Origin of the sequence: Streptomyces europaeiscabiei (genome assembly GCF_001550375.1) — a bacterium.
Taxonomy (GTDB): Bacteria; Actinomycetota; Actinomycetes; order Streptomycetales; family Streptomycetaceae; genus Streptomyces; species Streptomyces europaeiscabiei.
In genome coordinates this window covers 1-2,916 of the sequence record NZ_LRTR01000133.1, presented here as the reverse complement: position 1 = coordinate 2,916, position 2,916 = coordinate 1, and the positions used below count along the sequence as shown (strand labels likewise).

Annotated in this window: 1 protein-coding gene and 1 pseudogene; one reads left to right on the top strand and one right to left on the bottom strand. The window is 76.6% G+C overall.

Annotation, left to right across the window (positions count from 1 at the left end):
* Positions 1–990: DAK2 domain-containing protein (locus AWZ10_RS06225; RefSeq protein WP_482258093.1), on the top strand; the 990-nt coding region annotated here is incomplete at its 5' end.
* Between the two features lie 150 nt (positions 991–1,140).
* Here AWZ10_RS06225 and AWZ10_RS06220 read toward each other — a convergent pair.
* A pseudogene (locus AWZ10_RS06220) lies at positions 1,141–2,916 on the bottom strand (tetratricopeptide repeat protein); the annotation flags it as partial.

Sequence of the window (2,916 nt, the reverse complement as noted above, 5' to 3'; positions counted from 1 at the left end):
CACGCGCGCGTGCCCGAGGCCGGGGAGGTCGCGGAGGTGTGCGCGGACGACCGGCCCGAGGCCGGCGGCCCCGCCTTCGAGGTGATCTACCTCCTGGAGGCGCAGGACGCGGCCGTGGCCCGTCTGCGGCGACGGCTGGACACGCTCGGCGACTCGCTCGTGGTGGTCGGCGGGGACGGCCTGTGGAACGTCCATGTGCACGTCGACGACGCCGGGGCCGCCGTGGAGGCGGGCGTCGAGGCAGGGCGGCCGTACCGGATCCGGATCACACACTTCGGGGCCGAGGACGCCCACATGACCGGTGAGGCCGGGCGGCAGCCGCGCGAGCGTGCCCAGCGGGCCGTCGTGGCCGTCGTACCGGGGGAGGGGCTGGCCGGGCTGTACGCCGAGGCCGGCGCGACCACCGTCCTGGCCCGCCCCGGGGAGCCCCCCGCCAGCGGGGAGCTGGTCGAGGCCGTACGGCGTGCCCACGCGCGCGAGGTGGTGCTGCTGCCCAACGACGCGGACCTCCGCCACACGGCGGCGGCCGCCGCCGAGCAGGCCCGCGCCGAGGGCGTCCGGGTCGCCCTCATCCCCACCCGCTCGGCCGTCCAGGGCATCGCCGCCCTCGCCGTCCACGAGCCGGATCGCCGCTTCGACGAGGACGTCGTCTCGATGACCTCCGCCGCCGGTGCCACCCGCTACGCCGAGGTCGTCATCGCCGAGCGCCAGTCCTGGACCATGGCCGGCATCTGCCAGGCCGGCGACGTCCTCGGCCTCATCGACGGCGACGTCGCCGTCATCGGCTCCGACATCACGCTGACCACGGCCGCGGTGGTCGACCGGATGCTGGCCGCAGGCGGCGAAATGGTCACCCTCGTCCTGGGCGACGAGGCCCCCGCAGAGGTCGTGGACCACGTGGAGGCGCGAGTACGGGAACACCTGGCGGTGGACACGGTGGTGTACCGGGGCGGGCGGCAGGGGGCGTTGCTGCTGATCGGCGTGGAGTAGGCGGATTCTCGCCGCCGCTCCAGTCGTAGTTCCCCGCGCCCCTTTTCAGGGGCGCGGGGAACTACGCGAACGGGGTCAGGGGCGGAGCCCCAAGGGAGGGGACGGGTAGGGGTGGCGGGGCGAAAACCCCTGAGGCGCGCCCCGCGCAGCTCAGCTCGGCGTACCGCTCTGAGCCCCCGCCAGCTCGGACAACCGCTCGGCCTCCGCCCGCCGCGCGACCGCCGTCCCGTCGTCCCGCCCGGCGAACGCGGACAACACGCTCCGCGCCCGATCCCCGGCGGCGGTAGGCCGCCGGAGGTCGATCTCCAACCGGCCCGCGGCGAGTTCCGCGGCGGTCCGCGCGTCGAGGAAGTCCGTGCCGAGGGAGTCGTACACCGAGACCGCCCGCTCGACGAACCCGAGCGCCTCCTCGAAGACCGGCCCGAAGGAGGCGAGTTCCGCGTCCTCGGCCACGGAGCGGGCGAGCAGGTCGCCGAACTGCCCGCAGGTCTCGCCGAGTTCCGCGACGATCCGCCGCCGGTTCTCCTCACCGGTCACATCGGACAGGGCCGCCTCGCAGCCCTCCACGGCGTCACCCATCAGCGCGCGGCCCTCATCCAGTCCCGCACCGTCCCGTGCCGCGTACCAGGCCCGCGCCCGCAGCGCCCGGACGTACCCGTGGACGTTCCCCAGATCGCCCCAGAGGTCGACGGCACGCGCGTACGCCCGGTCGGCCTCCGCGGGCAGCCCCGCGCGCGCGAGCGCTTCCGCGGCGAGGTGGGCGAGCAGGGCGTGGTCACGCTGGTCGGGCCAGCGCCGGGCGATGTCGGCCGCCCGCAGCCACCGTTCGGCGGCCTCGCGGTGCTCACCCAGCTCGGTGTGACAGTCGCCGAGCCACCACAGGGTCTGCGCGACGGCCCCGTCCCCGTGCGTCTCGGCGGTGAGATCCGGCAGCGCCGACTCCAGCACCTCGGCCGCCTCCGCCCACCGCCCCAGCCGCAGCAGGGACCCGCCGAGCAGATGCCGGGCCCAGGCACCGAGCGTCGGACCCTCGCCCGCCTCGTCGGCCCAGTGCGCCGCCTCCAGGGCGTGCCCGGAGGCAGCCTCCACCCGCTCGTCGGCACCGAGCAGTTCGGCCAGCTGGAGGTGCAACTGGGCGTGGCCCACCGGCTCCAGATCCGACCCGCCGTGCTCCAGCGCCGCGCGGGCCGCCCGCTCGGCGGTCCCCAGGTCCCCGAGGTGCTGCGCGACCCCGGCGAGCCGCGCCTCGTACTGCACCGCGAACCACGGCAGCCCGGCCGTCACATACCGCTCCGCGGCCTGCGCGAACAGTTCGGCGGCGGTGGCCGCGTCCCCGCCGCGCGCGGTCAGCTCCCCGAGCATCGCCCGCGCCTCCGCGGCCCGCGAGGCCAGCCGTACGTCCTCCGCGCGACGCGGCTCGACGAAATCCGCCAGCTCGCGCACAGCCTCCTCGGCGGGGGCCACCGCGTCCGCGTCCTCGTGCATCCGCTGCACGAGTATCCGAGCCCGGCCCACCAGCACGGACGCCGTCTGCCGCGCACCCGTCCCGCCGTCCGCCCACAGGGCGAGGATCCGCTCGTAGGGCTCGGCGATCAGCTCCAGGGCCGCCTCGGGGTGGCCCGTCAGGGCATGGACGTTCGCCCCGCGCGCGCGTGCCGCCAGCGCCTCGCCGGGGTCGCCGGCCTCCTCGTACAGCTCGGCCGCGCGTTCGAAGAGGGTGCGGCCCTCGGGCCCGAGGCCGATCGCCTCGTGATCGACGATCTCCGCGCGGTCCCGGGCGTCCAGCTCCGCGCCCTCGGCCTCGGCGGCCCGCGCCACGGCCGCCCAGGCAGCGACGGAACCGGGATGCAGCGACTCGGACAGCCGCCGCGCCTCGGCGAGGAGAGCGGGCAGGCCGTCCGGGGCGGCGGCCCCCGTCAGCCCCAC